Annotated in this window: 14 protein-coding genes; 11 read left to right on the top strand and 3 right to left on the bottom strand. The window is 47.1% G+C overall.

Translation table 11 applies throughout. The annotated features are described in order from the left end of the window. The 8 genes from H509_RS28100 to H509_RS0123820 form a co-directional block, all read left to right on the top strand. Nucleotides 1-393: DUF6385 domain-containing protein (locus tag H509_RS28100; RefSeq protein ID WP_245596243.1), on the top strand; the 393-nt coding region annotated here is incomplete at its 5' end. 100 nt (nucleotides 394-493) lie between these two features. Next, entirely contained in the window at nucleotides 494-2,701 is a 2,208-nt protein-coding gene (locus H509_RS0123850) for a TPR domain-containing glycosyltransferase (RefSeq protein WP_028547270.1), read from the top strand. Then, nucleotides 2,655-4,181, top strand: a complete 1,527-nt coding sequence (locus H509_RS0123845) for a glycosyltransferase (protein WP_157277939.1) — start codon at nucleotides 2,655-2,657, stop codon at nucleotides 4,179-4,181. The genes H509_RS0123850 and H509_RS0123845 overlap by 47 nt, the downstream gene beginning before the upstream one ends. Beyond that, on the top strand, nucleotides 4,174-5,757 hold the full coding sequence (locus H509_RS0123840; protein ID WP_028547268.1) for a glycosyltransferase: 1,584 nt from the start codon (nucleotides 4,174-4,176) through the stop codon (nucleotides 5,755-5,757). Before H509_RS0123845 ends, H509_RS0123840 begins: the two co-directional genes overlap by 8 nt. Nucleotides 5,758-6,043: 286 nt before the next feature. Further along, the gene (locus H509_RS0123835) at nucleotides 6,044-6,511 is read left to right on the top strand and encodes a MarR family winged helix-turn-helix transcriptional regulator (RefSeq protein ID WP_051287557.1); all 468 of its coding nucleotides are present in this window, start codon (nucleotides 6,044-6,046) and stop codon (nucleotides 6,509-6,511) included. Nucleotides 6,512-6,632: 121 nt separating this feature from the next. Further along, a complete protein-coding gene (locus H509_RS0123830) occupies nucleotides 6,633-7,031 on the top strand; it encodes a DoxX family protein (RefSeq protein WP_028547266.1) in 399 nt (132 codons plus the stop codon). 330 nt (nucleotides 7,032-7,361) lie between these two features. Then, entirely contained in the window at nucleotides 7,362-9,056 is a 1,695-nt protein-coding gene (locus H509_RS0123825; RefSeq protein WP_084159371.1) for a phospho-sugar mutase, read from the top strand. A gap of 296 nt (nucleotides 9,057-9,352) precedes the next feature. Next, on the top strand, nucleotides 9,353-10,432 hold the full coding sequence (locus H509_RS0123820; RefSeq protein ID WP_028547264.1) for a M42 family metallopeptidase: 1,080 nt from the start codon (nucleotides 9,353-9,355) through the stop codon (nucleotides 10,430-10,432). Between the two features lie 202 nt (nucleotides 10,433-10,634). Here the strand turns inward: H509_RS0123820 and H509_RS0123815 are convergent, their stop codons facing one another. The 3 genes from H509_RS0123815 to H509_RS0123805 all read right to left on the bottom strand — a co-directional run bounded on the left by H509_RS0123815 (nucleotide 10,635) and on the right by H509_RS0123805 (nucleotide 13,855). Beyond that, nucleotides 10,635-11,825 carry an MFS transporter gene (locus tag H509_RS0123815; protein ID WP_028547263.1) on the bottom strand — a complete coding sequence of 397 codons (1,191 nt, stop codon included), beginning with the start codon at nucleotides 11,823-11,825 and terminating at the stop codon, nucleotides 10,635-10,637. 272 nt (nucleotides 11,826-12,097) lie between these two features. Then, nucleotides 12,098-12,739, bottom strand: a complete 642-nt coding sequence (locus tag H509_RS0123810) for an NAD(P)-dependent oxidoreductase (RefSeq protein ID WP_028547262.1) — start codon at nucleotides 12,737-12,739, stop codon at nucleotides 12,098-12,100. 324 nt (nucleotides 12,740-13,063) lie between these two features. Next, nucleotides 13,064-13,855: an AAA family ATPase gene (locus H509_RS0123805; protein ID WP_245596242.1), complete on the bottom strand. Its 792-nt coding sequence runs from the start codon at nucleotides 13,853-13,855 to the stop codon at nucleotides 13,064-13,066. Nucleotides 13,856-14,015: 160 nt separating this feature from the next. Here H509_RS0123805 and msrA point away from each other — a divergent pair, with 160 nt between their 5' ends. The 3 genes from msrA (at nucleotide 14,016) to H509_RS0123790 (ending at nucleotide 16,455) form a co-directional block, all read left to right on the top strand. Then, nucleotides 14,016-14,567: a peptide-methionine (S)-S-oxide reductase MsrA gene (gene msrA, locus H509_RS0123800; protein ID WP_211234378.1), complete on the top strand. Its 552-nt coding sequence runs from the start codon at nucleotides 14,016-14,018 to the stop codon at nucleotides 14,565-14,567. A 227-nt stretch (nucleotides 14,568-14,794) separates the two neighbouring features. Next, nucleotides 14,795-15,847 carry an NADH:flavin oxidoreductase/NADH oxidase gene (locus H509_RS0123795; protein ID WP_028547259.1) on the top strand — a complete coding sequence of 351 codons (1,053 nt, stop codon included), beginning with the start codon at nucleotides 14,795-14,797 and terminating at the stop codon, nucleotides 15,845-15,847. Nucleotides 15,848-16,029: 182 nt separating this feature from the next. Beyond that, nucleotides 16,030-16,455 carry a MarR family winged helix-turn-helix transcriptional regulator gene (locus H509_RS0123790; protein ID WP_028547258.1) on the top strand — a complete coding sequence of 142 codons (426 nt, stop codon included), beginning with the start codon at nucleotides 16,030-16,032 and terminating at the stop codon, nucleotides 16,453-16,455. The last annotated feature ends 9 nt before the right edge of the window (nucleotides 16,456-16,464 follow it).

The raw sequence follows: 16,464 nt of genomic DNA, 5'->3' as shown, positions 1-16,464 counted from the left end.
ACCATCTCTAGCGTGCTCGGCGCTACGATTACTGCTGGTACTTTATCGAGTGTTACTTCCATCTCCCAAAAAAGCTTTGTAGAACAATCCACCTCAAACGTGCAAGTAGGAGCCACATCATTCACTCCCCTCCCTGCTATCACCACAAGTAATCTGGGCGTATACTCCTTCTTTGTATACAACCGCCAGGGCGGCTCAATCACAACCGTTGTGGAAGTCAGTGCAGATGGAACACACTATTACAGCGATACCAACGGAGCTACCATTGCAGCCGGAGCAACAGATGTCATCGTACCAGCAAGGTTCCTAAAATATACGCGTCTGTCCTATCGGTCAACCTTGTTAGCTGCACCCGCTACAATTGACGTCTTTTTTAACGCACAAGGCACTTAATATTCAATTTGGGCATACGATATATCAATATCATTGGCATAAGCACATGACCATCATGTGCTTATTTTCATTTTACAAATCATAAAGACGAGGTGATTCGATGTTTCTTCGTCGCCCAAAGTGCGCTAGTCGCCTTGGCGTGCTCATACTGGCTAAAGATGAAGCTCCATACATCGGTGCGTGTATCGCAAGCACGATCGGAGCAGACGAATTATTAGTAGCAGATACAGGATCAACAGACGGCACGCAACAAATCGCACAAGATCACGGAGCATATGTCCTTTCTGTTGAATGGCACAGTGATTTTGCCCGCGCGAGAAATGAAGCCCTCTCACATATGACTTCTGAATGGGTACTAGTCATTGACGCAGACGAGAGATTAACCACCCCAATCCATGAGGTAAAAGAATGGATTAATCACTCGCACATAGAAGCATACACAGTGATCATCCATAACCAATTAAGTGAACAGCATGAATGGCACACACTACAGCATCGCACCATCCGCCTGTTCCGCAGACGACCAGAATATCAATACGAAGGCAAAATTCATGAAGATGTCGGCCCTGCCATTTTACATCATTCAGGGCCCGCATCCATCGGCAACAGTACAGTTCAAATTCATCATCTAGGTACAATAGCGTCACATATACACGCCAAACAGAAGTTAAAACGAAATTATGACATTTTGGTCAACTCTTTAGAAAAGCCGTATGAATTATCTGACCCTTTTGTCTTATACGGTCTGGGGGTAAATTCCACTCAACGCGGAGAGTTGGTTGAAGCCTCACAGTGGTTTGAGATGGCTAGGAGAATTGTACCTCCACTTGCTGCCTATCGACCCACGTTGATCCGGGATGCCGCTAAAGTGCTGCTAGCTCGCAACCTCCCCCATTTGGCTGAGGAGTGGACACGCGACGGATTAGAGTCTTTTCATGATTACGCCGACCTTCATCTCGTTCACGGGCAATCATTAGAGCAACAAGGATTGTGGGATGAAGCATTACAAGCTTATACCAGTGCTAGTAAAGCCACATCTGATCAATATGTGTCAGAAGCAGGGGCAAGCACATATCTTGCACTTACAGCGATGGGAAATGCCCTGCAAGCTCTCGGTCGGCATCAAGAGGCTGCTCAGCAATACGACGCCGCACTACGTACACGCTCCCATTATAAACCAGCTTTACTAGGGCTAAGCGCATCATTATCTGATATGGAGGTCACAGAAGAAGAGATCGTCGCCCATCTTGAGAATGAATGGGGCGAGATCCATTTCCCAGAAGCTTCCACACTGGCACATGTATATGCAGAGGCTGGATACGTCAGCGCACTTTCAAAGTTATGCTCGGCTCATCTCTTTGCACCAGACGCCATACGAGGATTGGCCACGGCGTGGCTTCATATGGGTAGATATGCGGAAGCACATGAGCTTTTACGTCATCTGCTTCATGCCGCACGAGTTCATCCAGAAGACCAGCATAGGCTGGTGTCTCTACATGCGATATGCGCTTGGCAGGCATATATTCAAGGAACCATTCAAGTACCCTATCGCGACAAATGGGACCCTGTTACCTCCGAAGCATACGACTGGTTGATTAGTCTAGCCAATGTTTATTCGGACGTCCGCACAGCGAGTACCAGTTCTATCCTTCAACCAGCAGCCGTCGCTGTCGCAGATCGATCGGAAGTAGAACCTCCTTACACGAATGGAGATGAAGCTTTATATGAACTCGATCCAATTCAAGGTTGTTCACTAGAGGCAGAACAATTACTATCCGAATGGGTTAATCTTCTAGGAAGTGAAGGCTTGGTCGGCCCACTGCGCCAATGGATTCAGTATCAGGCACCGTGGGACGTATGCTGTGCCAAGGCACTATTCCAAGCCGGTGATCCTTACACAGCAGTGCACTATTTATTGGAAGCAATGAATGAACAACGATTGGATGCAGAAGGAGCTATAATCGTCGGTGAAATGTTAATGAATGCAGAGCAATGGCGCGAGGCTGTTGATCTGCTCGAGGGGGCTCGTCGACTACAAGAGCAGAGCGAATCATCTGGCGCAAATACGATTCGGCGTGACCGTATGCTAGCACTAGCTTATTTAAAGCTAAGCGAAAACCACCTGATGCAAGCCGTATCACTCGAACCGGATTCCGCTGCTTGGAAGGAACAGCTACAGGCGCTGCAAAGCTCTATTGCTGCCGTTCAACGCATTCCTTGGCAAACGGAGCGAACTACGCTGCAAAGGAGGAATATGCGCCTTGTCACCAAAACCTCTGTTATCGGTGTGCATGATCGTCAAAAATGAGGAGCGTCTGCTGCCCGATTGCCTGCTAAGCATCGCTGATGTCGCCGATGAGGTCATTATTATTGATACTGGCTCAACAGATGACACCATTGCAATCGCTGAACGATATGAAGCCAAAGTGTCGCTTCATCCGTGGTCCAACCATTTTGCTGATGCTCGTAATGCTGCACTGCAACAAGCTTCAGGTGAATGGATCTTGTCGCTTGATGCCGATGAACGGCTTGTCCCAGAAGACCAGGTCGCTCTCAAGCAATTGCTACAGCAAGCCGATTGCACGAGCGAGGGCTGGTTTCTGCAAGTAGAGCACACCTTATCAGAAGACCCGAAGGCAATTCCAGTCAGTGTAAACCCGCTGCTGCGCGTGTTTCGCAACCGCCCTGAATATCGCTTCGAAGGTGCTATACACGAGCAAATCGCGCCTGTTATTTTGCGCGAACGTCCGCAAGCCGTGTTGGGCTTCAGCGTTATAAGGTTACGGCATATCGGTTATCAGCCGGATATAGTCCGCGATAAGCGCAAGATAGAGCGTAATGCTGAACTATTGGAGCAAACGCTAGCTCGTGAAGGCCGAGAGCCATTTCACCTGTTTAATTTGGCAGTAGAACGCATCAGGCAGGGGAAGATGGATCAAGCGCTCATGCTGCTGCGCGAGGCCCGTGCTATTACACCCATTACTGCAACCTTTGCCCATCTCATGGTAAAATATGAAGCCCTATCATGTGCAGCGCTAGGTCTATATGAAGACGCCATACAGCTTTGTGCGGCAGGTATTAAGCATTATCCAGACTATACAGATCTCCACTTCGCAAAGGCGATATATCATGATGCCGCTGGCGACCGCGGGGCAGCCCTTCGAGCTATGCGTGAAGCAGCACGTCTAGGCCCCCCGCCACCTCATTATCATACCGAGGGTGGAGTTGGCACCTATCGTGCCTCCGCGCAGCTTGCAGCATGGGCACTAGAGTCGCGGGCTTGGGATGACGCAGACGCCGCGTATCGCGCTTCTCTGGACGATACGCGGTGTCCCGCATCGGTATGGCTTGCTTGGCAGCGGATGCGGGTGATCTCCGAGATCGCACCCGCTGCTGACGCCTCGCACACAGCATGGCTTACGGCTCAAACCCAATCGCGACAGCTTACACTTCAGGATGCACAAATGCGGACGCTAGCGAGCAACGAACAAGTGGAGGCAGCTACATGCCCCCTCTTTTCAGAGTCCGCCGCTTCACATCAAACAATGTCGCCATTGAACTTTTTGCCGGGTCAGGAGGATACGCCACACCCGCCTCCCTTAACAGGTCATGCTGCCATTGCTTATGCAGAAGAAGCGCTTCACCTCATGCACCAGGCTGACATGGCATTAGCCCGTATGCAACAGCAGCCCTGCGCATCTGCGGCCGCGAAGCTAAACCGCTTAGTGATACCGATTGGAACATTGGCACTAACGATTGCCGAACAGGAGGCACGGCCACATGAATAACGAAGTGCATCATCCCGTGCATAGCCACACTGCACATTCGTTACAAAAAGGCCAATGCTACACCTTACAAGATTCGAGCCAAAAAAATAGAATCGATCATGTCCCCCCCCACGCACACACAGCATTCATTGAGACTAAGGGTCACCATACTACACCAACTCCATATCCTATTGCAGCAACCCCTATTTCACAGACGATGCCTGTTGAGAAGTGTATGCCACATACTTCTCTGCTTCCGATTACACTTTGCCTGATTGTCCGTGACGAAGCCGATGTTATCGGCCGTTGTTTAGCCTCAGCCGTACCGTTAGTAAGGGAGATCATCGTCGTCGACACTGGCTCGACAGACGATACTCCCCATATCGCAGCAGCATACGGCGCTGCGGTACACTACTTTACTTGGGCAGATGATTTTGCTGCCGCCCGCAATGCCAGCATCGTCCTTGCGCATCAACCGTGGATACTCGTACTGGATGCAGATGAAATCATGGACCCTGTATCGTGGCAAGCTGAAAGCGTATTGCCGCTTCTGCTCCAAGACAGGGTCCACGCTTATTACGTCCGCTGCGTTCACCTTGCAGAGCGCTGGCACATCGGTCAGCCCCGACCGGATGCATTAGCCGTCGACATGGCTTGTCGTCTATTTCGTCAAGATCCGCGCTTTCGCTTTCAAGGATGCATTCACGAGGAGATTGCCGCTTCTGTACAGGCGGCTTACCCTGACGGGCTACAGTGGGCCCCCTTAACGTTGTGGCACGATGGATATGCACCAGAAGTGCTTCGTCTCAAGCACAAAAGCGATCGTAATCGTCAGCTTCTGTTAAAACAGCTGGAAAAATACCCTGATGAACCTTTATGGTGGTACGCCTATGGCACGGAATTATTTCAGGACGAGCAATATAAGGAATGCTTGCCTTGGCTTATGCGCACATTATCAATCCTGACAGAACCAGAACCATTCGATATGCCAGGCTACATGTCTGATGTATGTCTTAAATCTGTCTACGCTCTACAAATGACAGGCCAACTGGACCAAGCGCTTGAATTGGCGCACCTCGGCAATGAGCTCTATCCGAACTTCCCTGATTTACTGGAGCTTCACGCTTATTTGCTAGGAGCCTTAAACAGGTTCGAGGAAGCCTACAAATGCGCCCAGAAAGCGACATGCTGCGGCAGTATAGAACATTTATACACCACTACAGAAGGGGCTGGAGGGTGGCGTTCTCACTGGACCGCGGCTTGTATGGCTGAACACCTTCACCGCTCGGGGTTGGCCGCAAAACACTACGAGGCAGCCGCAAAAGACTCTAAGCAACCTGCTTTACGCATGATGTTAACCGCTGCGTCAGCTGCACACCGATACGATTTCCATGCTGCAATACAATACATGCTCCTTGCGCTCAACACAACCGCGGCTTCCCCCTTTTCTGCTTTTGCCGCTCATGTGCATGCTGCACTTTCCATGCTCTACTCGATGCTGCAACGACAGTTGGTTGGTCAGTCGCACACAGATACACAACACAAGCTGACTATGGGAATTCAAATGGCACCCTACATTCGTCCTTTTATTAAATAAACACCCCATACTATTTGCCGCTATTAACCACCATGAAGATGACATACAACTCGATGCTCCCCTTAACCAAACAAAAATGAGGATTCACACCTTGGCAAAGTGTTGACATCCTCATTTTGTTATGCTATATTTATCTCAATTTCAAGATGTTATTTTTCGAGAATATGAATTCAGTTTCTAATGCAGACTACATTCTAACGATGTCGGTATTTTTCGCGCCGACTCTCCATGTTCGTATCATCTGCTGTAATATCAATATCCTTAATCATCAAGGTGGTGAACAACGATGAATAATAATACGCGGTTTGATGTATATGCACCTGAGATCCAACGCTCGCTAAAGTTGTTTGTTGTCCTGTCGCGCGCTTCTCGTTCATTAATGGATTTGGCGCAGCTTGACATCAAGCGATATGGCTTGAACCCTTCTGAATTTGCTGTGCTAGAGCTGCTGTTCCACAAAGGGCCTACTCCGATCCAGCAAATCGGCAGTCGCATTCTATTGGCCAGTGGTACGATGACCTATGTCATTGATAAACTTGCAGCCAAGGGGCTAATTGTAAGGCAGTCCTGTGAGAGTGATCGACGTGTTATTTATGTGCAATTAACACCAGATGGCGAAGCCCTGATGGAGCGTATCTTCCCAGAACATGCGCAAGTACTGCACGACGCGATCGGCACACTATCAACAGATGAACAAGAGAAGCTGGTTGAATTGTTAAAGAAAGTCGGCAAAGGTTCCGTTTCCCCTTCCTAGCTCATCTAGGATTGGGATTCGGGTTTTGCCTCTCTTATATCTCGATATCAAGATATATTAATTATAGTTATTTTTCACACTTCCCCCGCCTGTCGGGACGATCAAAGGAGAAGAGATGAATATGCTAGCAGATTACGGACTATTATTTATTCGTGTCATATTAGGGTTAACGATGATGGGCCACGGAGCTCAAAAATTGTTTGGCTGGTTCGGAGGCCACGGTCTTAAAGGTACCGGGGGCTGGTTGGAATCAATCGGCATTCGCCCCGGTGTACTGATGGCTTTTATAGCTGGAGCGGGTGAACTATTAGGTGGATTGTTATTTGGCCTTGGCCTGTTCACTTGGATTGGAACGCTTCTTATTGTAGGTACTATGGTGGTTGCAATCGGATCTGTACATGGCAAAAACGGGTACTGGGTCACGCAAAATGGGTACGAATACAATTTGATGCTAATCGTCATCGCCATTGCAGTTGCAATGATCGGTGCAGGCAGCATCTCGCTGGACGCGATTCTCTAATTTAGTTAGTTGTAACTTCGGTGAACGTCGCATCCAATGAATAGCTAACCCCAGGTCTCCTCATCCGATCTGGGGTTAGCTATTTGTTCTAAAGAGACCTAAAACCAAGTGCTGCCTATACTAGCAGCCTAATCAAACAATTAAGGACGAATAGCGCATGTAATTAGCTCATACGCTGATTTTAGAGGTCCCTAGCCTGTAGAGGGTTTCATTTTGTCACATGCATCTAGCTACAAAATCGCTTACAATAAGACTTATGTAAAGTTTCGGCATTTCATATTGCCGTCTAAGGAGGATATTACATTGGCAACAGAACGTCATGCTCAACAAATGTACGAGATGTGGCTGAACGATCCACTCGTGGACACAACCACAAAAGAAGAATTGCGTGCGATCGCAGATCAGGAACGGGAGATCATCGATCGTTTCTATACAGACTTAGAGTTCGGCACAGGTGGCCTGCGTGGTGTTATCGGTGCAGGAACCAATCGCATCAATGTATATACCGTCGGGAAAGCAACTCAAGGCTTGGCTCAGTATTTAAAGGAACAAAGCAACACTCCTGCTGTAGCAATCGCCTATGACTCTCGTCATTTCTCACCAGAGTTTGCATTAGAGGCTGCGCTTGTACTAGCGGGCAATGGCGTGAAAGCGTACGTGTTCGAAAGTCTACGACCAACGCCAGAGCTGTCTTTTGCGGTTCGTCGCCTGCAAGCGAGTGCGGGGATCGTTGTGACGGCAAGTCATAATCCGCCAGAATATAACGGATACAAAGTATATGGCCCAGACGGTGGACAAATTACGTCCGACACAGCCAAGCGTGTCATCGGTGAGATTCGCGGCATCTCTTCTCTAGCTGAAGTGAAAAAGCTATCCCGCGCTGAAGCGGAGGCTCAAGGTCTGCTTGTATGGCTTGGGGAAGACATGGACGAGGCTTATGTTTCCGCCGTGGCAGCTGTCAGCCTTAACCCAGACGTTATCCGTGCCACAAGCGATTCATTCCGTGTACTTTATACACCACTGCACGGTACAGGCAACCTCCCTGTTCGTCGTGTACTGGAACGTGTTGGCTTCCAGCAGGTGAACGTCGTCGCTGAACAAGAGCAGCCTGACGGCAGCTTCCCAACTGTAAAGTCACCCAATCCGGAAGAGCGTGATGCGTTCCGAATCGCAATTGAACAAGCAAAAGCATGGGATGCCGATATTATCATGGGTACAGATCCGGATGCAGACCGCATGGGTGCTGTTGTAAAGGATGCCAATGGGGAATATGTGGTACTAACGGGCAATCAATCAGGTGCGATTATGGTGCACTATATGTTAGATAGCATGAAACAAGCTGGCACACTACCTGCTAACGGTGCAGTAATTAAAACGATTGTGACTAGCGAATTAGGCGCATCTATCGCAGCCTCATATGGGATGACCGTGATGAACACGTTAACGGGCTTTAAATATATCGGTGAGAAAATGACACAGTTTGATGCAACTGGCGAGCATACTTTCATTTTTGGATATGAAGAAAGTTATGGATATCTGGCAGGCAACTACGCTCGCGATAAGGATGCGGTCATCGCAGCGATGCTGATCTGTGAAGCCGGCGCTTATTATAAATCCAAAGGATTAACCCTGTACGATGTGTTGCAGCAGTTGTATGCACAACACGGACATTACCTTGAGGGCTTGCAAACCCGCACGCTCAAAGGGATGGAAGGTGTCGCCATTATCCGTGGCATTATGGAAGATTGGCGCACAAATGCCCCTGCTGAAGCAGGCGGTATTCGGTTCACGAAGACAGAGGACTTCTCGCTTGGTCTCTATGACCTACCTAAAGAAAACGTATTGAAGTTCCATCTCGAAGACGGAAGCTGGTTCTGCTTGCGTCCTTCCGGCACCGAACCGAAAATCAAAATGTATTTTGCGGTAAAAGGTACAGACGGCAAGGATGCAGCCAATCGACTTGAGCGCGTAACCGCAGATGTAATGGCCCATATTGATGCTTACGTTGAAGCTCATCAGGCATAAACACGAACTAGGAGTCTTAACTTTATATGGCGTGCAAGGTGTTGTATCGTCAACCAAGAAGCCTCCTCACGATAAGCTGACATCTATATTCAACAGATGTCAGCTTATTTTATTTGCTGTAGCGCTCATGAAGATGAGGGCTGCTCGTAAACAGACATCGTCGTTCTTTCGTAGCCCAAGCAGATGACGTGCTTCGCTTGCTTCCTTATCCCAATAAGTTCATACTAGTTGTATACGTTATACCTAATTAACATCAGATCCAACTCACAATACCTGTCTGCAAAGGAGCTACTGTCATGCAACAAGAGACGTTAGATTTATTTCGCAAGTTAACTGAATTTCCCGCGGCTTCCGGCTTTGAAAGAGAACTGCGCGGTCTGGTGAAAGAAGAAATCTCCAAGTACACAAATGAGATCATCCATGACAATCTCGGTGGTGTATTTGGTGTTGTCCGTGGCAATGAAGAAGGTCCACGTGTCATGGTAACGGGACATCTGGATGAAGTCGGCTTTATGACTACCCAAATTACAGATACAGGTATGCTGAAGTTTACAACGTTAGGCGGCTGGTGGGGACAAGTCATCTTGGCGCAGCAAGTGGACGTAATTACACCTAACGGTCCTATTCGTGGTGTCGTCGGCTCCATCCCTAAGCATCTGCTTGATGAAGCTACCGCGAACAAACCTGTTGACCCGAAGGTTATGTACATAGATGTAGGTGCTGATAACCGTGAAGAGGCTGAAGCAGCAGGCATTCGCCCAGGACAGCAGATCGTGCCGGTATGCCCGTTCACGCCGATGATCAATCCTAAGAAAATTATGGCCAAAGCCTGGGACAATCGTTACGGTGTTGGCCTTGCCCTGGAATTGCTAAAAGAGGTCCATCGTCAGAAGATCGAGCTGCCCAACATTCTGTTTGCCGGTGCAACCGTACAAGAGGAAGTTGGCTTACGCGGGGCGCGCACAGCGGCCAACCTGATCCAACCTGACATCTTCTATGGTCTCGATTGCAGCGCAGCCAACGATATGACAGGTGATCGTAATTCGTTTGGCCATTTGGGCAAAGGGGCTTTGCTGCGCATCTTTGATCCGACTATGATCACACACCGCGGCTTGGTGGAATTCGTACAGGATATTGCAGATACACACAAAATCCCGTACCAGTACTTTGTATCTCCTGGCGGAACAGATGCTGGCCAAATTCACGTCAGCGGCAATGGCGTACCTTCGACCATTATCGGTGTCGTAGGTCGTTATATTCATACACCTGCCTCCATCGTCCATACAGACGACATTGATGCTGCCAAAGAATTGCTCGTTCAGCTTGTAAAGCATACCGATCGCACAACCTATAACACAATTATCGAGCGTTCATAAGCATTCGTTTTTGGAACGAGATCCCATAACGATCAAGCTTATACGCTCTTGGAACCTAACTATCCCCTAGCTGCGTGCGGACTTCGATTCCTTGCACGGCTAGGGGATTTTGATAGACAAGGAACCGATACGAGCCTTGGCCGTCTTATTCATGTCACTAATCGATAAACGCGCGCCTAGTGGACGCTAGCGACGTGTGGGCTCAGACCTGAAGCGCTTGCCGACGTACTTTCCATTTTTCCCATCCGATTACACCTCCAATCACTCCTAACGACAGCGTCACTAATGCTAGCGGAATAATAAAGATCGTCGGACTATACCCTGCTATAAACAACGGGAACATGTAGCCTATAAACGTAGCAGACTGTGAAATAAAAACGTACAGACTGGAGCCGAATCCCGTTCGATGCTTAAACATCCGCTGTACGTAGCCCATCGCAACTCCGTACAATACGGACACAAAAAAGGAGTAGAGCGGCTGGACAAGGAAGAACAAAAATAGAGACGAGGAAAACGCGTAAGTTGTGTAAGCAAGAAGTGCGCCGATACCACCAAACCAGATCACGTTTCGACTCCCATAACGAGCAGACCAATACCCTGCCAAAGTCATAAATAGCAGTTCAAACACCGCCTGGACACTCCAAATATAGGACATCAGCTCTGGTTTTCCAAATAGATCCTTAACCACAAGTGGCAAATATAATCCACGAATCGCATCCGCGCACGAGAGCAGAAGTAAAGCAAACAGCATAATAAGTGAAAAGGCTTCGCCTCCCGAACCGCCCTCCACCTCTGCAACTGCCTCATGCTCCTTGTACAAGAGCAATAAGAGCAGCAGCATCCCGTATCCGGCCATGTTTCCCCAGAGCACGCCCTTAAAGCCTGCAAGCAAGTAAAGGTTAGCCCCTAACAATAATCCTATAAAAAAGCCTACGCTAAGCCCTGCACGCAGCCAGATCTGCCCAATCTCTACAATCTCAGGTGCTAACCGCTGAAAATGATTTCGTGACATAGCAAAAAGTTGACCCATAATGAGCCCTGATGGGGCAGAAGCCATACACATCCCTGCTAAAGCTGTGCCGTAGGTGGTCGCCTTCATATACAGGATAAGTCCAATCAGGCACAGCGCAGCGGCTATAAGCGCCAATCGCTTCTTATGCTTTATTCTGTCGCTGATGAGTCCGACCAATATCGTCATGGTCATGTTAATGGCTAGCGAGATCGAGAAGATGGATACAATCTGCCCTTTTGACAAGCCAAGGCTGTCGCTTAAATAAACCGAATTCATCGGCGCCAAAATACCTAGACCAATTCCATAACAAAATAGAGCGAGCAGTAAGCTGCTCGCACCTTGTACATGTAAAAACTTTCTCATATCCGACAGCACATTCATACCTACCATACTCCTTTATTAGGAATACAACGTCCTACAGACGTCTTCCTCCTATTCAGATTGCGGTTGCCAACCATCGTTATACTCATGATTTGAAAATTTTTACTCTTTAGGACAAATCATAGTAGTCGTGATCGGTTTGGTCAAGCACAACCTTTCAGATGACATCCCGCCTGTAACACAAAAACAGACATCCGTGATCGTTCATTACGGATGTCTGTTTAGATGATGAGTATGCGCTCAACTATTTCATTATTTATATATACTCTCTATTACTCAGCTTCGGAACTTACCGTGAAACGTTGGTTTACATGCTTTGGATTCTCGATCTCATCCAATACCGCAATCGCATAATCAGCGTAGCTTACATAACTTTGTCCACCAGCGTTAATTAACAAGTTGTCTGCACCCAACTGATAGGCGCCTGTTCTCTTGCCTTGCGGATCAAAAAACGCAGATGGACTAATAAACGTCCATTGAATTCCTGTAGAGTGTTGAAGATCGCTTAAGTTTTTGCCTTGATTTTGTGCAGTAGCCAAATACTCAGCTGGGAACTCAGGCGTATCCATTACACGTAATGTTTTCGCTTCATCTACGAATAAGCTGCCTGCACCACCAACTACGATTAAACGAGTAGCAGGAGCACCTTTTAATGCCTCAATCAATACACGACCAGCCTCTACATGAAGATGTTCGTTGCCTGGAGCTGCACCGAATGCATTCACCACAACATCAAATCCTTTAACATCATCAGACGTAAGCTGGAATACGTCTTTTTCCAATACCGCAACTGTATTGTTAGTCAATTTTGTTGCATTTCTAACAATGGCCGTCACGTTATGCTGTCTGTTGATAGCTTCTTTTAAAATAAAATCTCCTGCTTTACCTGTAGCTCCGATAATTGCTATTTTCATCATGGTTCCCTCCAAAAATTATGAGTTAAGTATTCCCTGAACAGGGCTAAATATGTGAATCACACGGCCCTATCCTATTAAATGAGTGAAATGAAACTGTGCTGCACTATGCTGGCGCGCTTGTTTTCGAATTGTAATCAAAACAGTTACAACATAGCCAAAAAAAATACATACTCATCTACAAGTGCAATTGAATGGCTAATCTGCAAGTACAAATTGCAAGTTTATTGCCCGATGTAATCATTATAGTTACAACACAAACAAGAGTCAAGTCCTTTTCTCGAAAAGGCTTGTCTGCTTCTGTACAAACAATTCCGTCTGAACTCATTCCCCCTCTCGCAGTAATTGACGCAGCATACCTTCACGATCATTCATAAAACCGCGTGTAACCACATAATGGTCTATATCTTCAAGCACAGTCTGTCGCATACCCGTTTGATCCAGCATATAAATGTCAGCCCCCGGATAAGACATCAGGATAGGCGAATGTGTAGCGATAATAAACTGGGATTGTTGCTGCACCAATTCATGTATACGAGCAAGGAGCGACATTTGACGGATCGGTGATAACGCAGCTTCCGGCTCGTCCAGCATGTAAATACCGTGTCCACCAAAACGATGCACAAAGGTTGAAAAGAAGGCTTCGCCGTGAGACTGTTCATGCAGCGATTTCCCTCCATAGGACATGTTGATTAGCGGCATTGCCACTTCTTCTACTTTATCCTCATCCAATAAATCGATCTGTGATGCGACGTTGTAGTAGCTCTCCGCGCGGAAGAAATAGCCGTCTTTCGCTTTCTTGACACCCCTCGCAATTCTCAAATAATGATGTAAATCAGAGTGTGAAGATCGGGTTGCAAACTTTATATTTGTGGAGCCACCCTCTGGATTAAATCCGTATGCTACAGCAATTCCTTCAAGCAAAGTAGATTTACCTGACCCATTTTCCCCAACTAGGAACGTAACGGGCTTTGTAAATGACAGCTTGTCAAAAGTTCGGACTGCATCCAGATTAAAGGGGTATACGTCGAATCGCGGTACCGCTTCGCGCTTTAATTCGACATGTTTAATATATGCGGTGTTGGAAAAGTCGGAGTCCACACGTCTCTTGTTCACCACTTCATCACCTCTTACATCTCATTAAATGGGTGCAGCAACTCAACATGTTCATTTGCAAAATACAAATACGATGCTTCACAGAACAGGCTCGTCCGCTGTACACTATTGTTATTTATATACGATGACATTTGCCATAAAGTAACGAAGGAGGCTACCGATGACGAATCAAGCCCAATTATCCTCTTCCTCTTTGCAGCTTGCTACCTTTGCAGGGGGCTGCTTCTGGTGTATGGTAAAGCCATTTGACCAATGGGAGGGAGTACATGCTGTTATATCCGGTTATACCGGAGGCCATGTGAAAAACCCAAGCTATGAGCAAGTAAAATCCCAAACAACTGGACATATAGAGGCCGTCCAGATCACATTTGATCCAAGCCTTATTTCGTATGAGCGCATTTTGGAGGTGTTCTGGGCGCAAATTGATCCAACTGATGCGCACGGCCAATTTCAGGACCGGGGCGAGTCTTACACAACAGCTATATTTGTCCATCATGAGGAACAACGACAACAAGCTGAACGATCCAAACGGTATTTAGCGGAGAGCGGACGCTTTGACAAGCCGATCGTAACTCCGATTCGGGATGCAGTTCCATTTTACCCAGCTGAGGACTATCATCAGAACTATTACCAGAAAGAACCTGACCATTACAAGCAGGACCGTGCTGCATCGGGAAGAGACAAATTTTTGGATATGTATTGGCAGTCATAACCATAATCTACCCTCGACGTGTAAAATATCTCTCCCTCCGCTCCTAAATCGAGGGAGGGATATTTTTATTTGCAGTTGCGAAAGCACGCACTGCTCGAAAAAAGTGTTGACAGAAAAGACTTCATTTATTAAATTATATGCATGAGCATGCATTTATTTATTTGGACATGTTGTTCATCCTATTTAAACGTGCCAATTACAAATCGTATATAAAGAGGAGATAAGTCATGACGGATTTATTTACCCCCTATACCCTAAAAGACTTGAAGCTGAAAAATCGTGTCGTTATGCCCCCTATGTGCCAATACTCTGTTAGCAATAAAGATGGGATCGCTACAGATTGGCATTATATGCATTATGTGAGTCGGGCTGTCGGAGGAGCCGGATTGATTATTATCGAAATGACGGATGTTGAACCCGATGGCCGCATCTCTGATTTTGACCTTGGGATCTGGTCTGATGAACAAATTCCTGCGTTAGCTAGAATCGTTGAGGGTTGTCATGCTTATGGAGCCAAGGTGGGCATTCAAATTGCCCATGCAGGACGTAAAGCTGAAGATGCAGCGGTTCCAGTAGCGCCATCAGCAATACCGTTTGACGCCAATGCTACCCCGCCAAGAGAGCTAACGAATGCAGAAGTGAAAGCAATGATCGAGAAATTCCGTCAAGGCGTAGCACGAGCGGTCAAGGCGGGGGTTGATGTTATTGAGCTTCACGGTGCACACGGCTATCTTATTCATCAGTTCCACTCTCCTTTAACCAATCTTAGAACGGACGAGTATGGACAAGATTTAACCCGCTTTGGCTCCGAAGTCATACGTGCTGCCAAAAGCCAAATGCCTGCTGGTATGCCTCTCATCATGCGTATTTCTGCCAAGGAATATGTAGAAGGTGGATACGGACTTACTGACAGCCTAAAGTTCAGCAAAGCCTATAAAGAAGCGGGAGTAGACATCTTTCATGTGAGTACAGGCGGTGAGGGACCTATTGGAGTCGGACCTATCGCTACAGGTGAGAAGCCCGGGTCCCATGCAGCTTATCAAGTACCGTTAGCAAGCGCAATTAAGCACAATCTCGATGTTCCCGTGATAGCGGTTGGCAGGTTGGATGAACCCATTCTTGCCGATGCGGTACTTGGTAATGAAGAGGCAGACCTTGTTGCGATTGGACGGGGGATGTTAAGAAATCCTTACTGGGCATTGGAGGCTGCCGCGCAGCTCCATAAAGAAACAGACATTCCTAAACCATATATGTTTAGCTTTCCAAGAACATCAAAATAAAATCATTAGATCATTTTTCAAAGACCAGCAGGGATAGCTCAGCTGGTCTCTTTTTACACTAGCTTGCTGTTATATCGGTACAGCTTTGAATCAGACAACTTTGCTTATTAGTGCTATAATGCTGAAAGAATAATTAAAATTCATTAGGATTGGTAACTTACACTCAGGAGTGAAATTGCGGGATGGAAAAGTCGCATAACAATGACCTTATATCGAATTGGTTAACCTTGACTCAAATACAAATAAACGTAGCCAATCAACTGGAAGCAAGTTTACAACAGAAGTATCAGTTGTCTTTAAATGAATTTTATTTGCTTTTGTTTTTGTCAGAAGCGCCAGAAAAAAAATTGAAATTGCAACAATTGGAGTCAATGGTCGGTTTAAGCCAAAGCGCGGTATCCAGACTTGTGAGCCGATTTGAAGCGAAGGGCTGCGGAGCCTTAAAAAGAATTGCCTGCCACAATGATCGCAGAAGTATCTACACTTCTTTGACCTCAATTGGCCAAGATAAGCTCGACAAGGCAAAAGTGACCTTTGAGGAAGTATTAGTAACGGTTTTCCCTGAAAATCAAATAAAGCAGCTGCTACAGCATATGCCTTATGCCTAACAGACCTTA

It is taken from the genome of Paenibacillus taiwanensis DSM 18679 (assembly GCF_000425125.1).
GTDB classification, from domain to species: domain Bacteria; phylum Bacillota; class Bacilli; order Paenibacillales; family Paenibacillaceae; genus Paenibacillus_B; species Paenibacillus_B taiwanensis.
Note: the sequence above shows the minus strand (reverse complement) of the source record. Positions and strands in the feature narration are given on the sequence as shown.

What these genes read in the sequence shown, in the direction of transcription:
- H509_RS0123790 (WP_028547258.1), top strand. Translation starts at nt 16,030, where the DNA reads ATGGAAAAGTCGCATAACAATGACCTTATATCGAATTGGTTAACCTTG.
- msrA (WP_211234378.1), top strand. Translation starts at nt 14,016, where the DNA reads ATGACGAATCAAGCCCAATTATCCTCTTCCTCTTTGCAGCTTGCTACC.
- H509_RS0123850 (WP_028547270.1), top strand. Translation starts at nt 494, where the DNA reads ATGTTTCTTCGTCGCCCAAAGTGCGCTAGTCGCCTTGGCGTGCTCATA.
- H509_RS0123810 (WP_028547262.1), bottom strand. Translation starts at nt 12,739, where the DNA reads ATGAAAATAGCAATTATCGGAGCTACAGGTAAAGCAGGAGATTTTATT.
- H509_RS0123795 (WP_028547259.1), top strand. Translation starts at nt 14,795, where the DNA reads ATGACGGATTTATTTACCCCCTATACCCTAAAAGACTTGAAGCTGAAA.
- H509_RS0123815 (WP_028547263.1), bottom strand. Translation starts at nt 11,825, where the DNA reads ATGAATGTGCTGTCGGATATGAGAAAGTTTTTACATGTACAAGGTGCG.
- H509_RS0123835 (WP_051287557.1), top strand. Translation starts at nt 6,044, where the DNA reads ATGAATAATAATACGCGGTTTGATGTATATGCACCTGAGATCCAACGC.
- H509_RS0123840 (WP_028547268.1), top strand. Translation starts at nt 4,174, where the DNA reads ATGAATAACGAAGTGCATCATCCCGTGCATAGCCACACTGCACATTCG.
- H509_RS0123830 (WP_028547266.1), top strand. Translation starts at nt 6,633, where the DNA reads ATGCTAGCAGATTACGGACTATTATTTATTCGTGTCATATTAGGGTTA.
- H509_RS0123820 (WP_028547264.1), top strand. Translation starts at nt 9,353, where the DNA reads ATGCAACAAGAGACGTTAGATTTATTTCGCAAGTTAACTGAATTTCCC.
- H509_RS0123825 (WP_084159371.1), top strand. Translation starts at nt 7,362, where the DNA reads ATGTACGAGATGTGGCTGAACGATCCACTCGTGGACACAACCACAAAA.